1 protein-coding gene is annotated in these 680 nt (G+C 74.3%); it reads right to left on the bottom strand.

Annotation, left to right across the window (positions count from 1 at the left end; translation table 11 throughout):
* Window positions 1-123: 123 nt before the first annotated feature.
* Complete coding sequence (locus IM725_RS20025) at window positions 124-678, bottom strand: cysteine hydrolase family protein (RefSeq protein ID WP_227753989.1); 555 nt, start codon at window positions 676-678, stop codon at window positions 124-126.
* Window positions 679-680: the final 2 nt, after the last annotated feature.

Below are 680 nucleotides of genomic sequence, written 5' to 3'. Positions count from 1 at the left end.
GGCGGGGGCGCGGGGCGCGGTACGGCCACGTCGAGCGCGACACCGGGGCCATGCACGCCCGGTGGCGCGGATTATGCCGCGGGCCCGGCGGCACGGCGCCCGCGCGCGGCGGCGGGCGTGGCTTCAACGCGGTGGTGGCGGGGTGCCGCGCGCGTGCGTTGTGGAGGCCCCGGGCCGGGTGTCGCAGCGCAGCACCCGGGCCATCCAGGCCATGGCCTCGTCATGCGCGGCCGGGGTCTGCGCCGCGGAGCAGTCCGCGGGCACCCAGAGTTCGTAGCGGCGCAGGAAGGCATCGCCGGCCGTGAGCTGCACGCACATGTCGGTCGCCAGGCCGCAGAGCACCAGCTCGCGTGTCTCCATCTGCGCCAGCAGCAACTCCAGCGGGGACGCGTAGAAGGCCGAGTGGCGCGGCTTGAGCAGGGTCAGGTCGTCGGCCTGCGGGTACAGCAGCCGGGCGATCTCCCCGGCCGGGCCTTCCATGCCCAGGCAGGTCGAGACCAGGCTGTGGAAGTCGGACTGCCACACGCCGTAGTTGTCGTTCGCGTAGAGCGTGACCACGCCCTCGGCCGCAAGGCGGGCCTTGAGCGCGGCGGTGGCCGATGCGGCGCGCAGGGCGTTCGGCGCCAGCGCCTCGGCGCCCGGGTAGTTGAGCGGGTTGATGTAGTCCACCAGCAGCAACA

Origin of the sequence: Ramlibacter aquaticus, assembly GCF_015159745.1 — a bacterium.
In the GTDB taxonomy this organism is placed as follows: Bacteria; Pseudomonadota; Gammaproteobacteria; order Burkholderiales; family Burkholderiaceae_C; genus Ramlibacter; species Ramlibacter aquaticus.
Note: the sequence above shows the minus strand (reverse complement) of the source record. Positions and strands in the feature narration are given on the sequence as shown.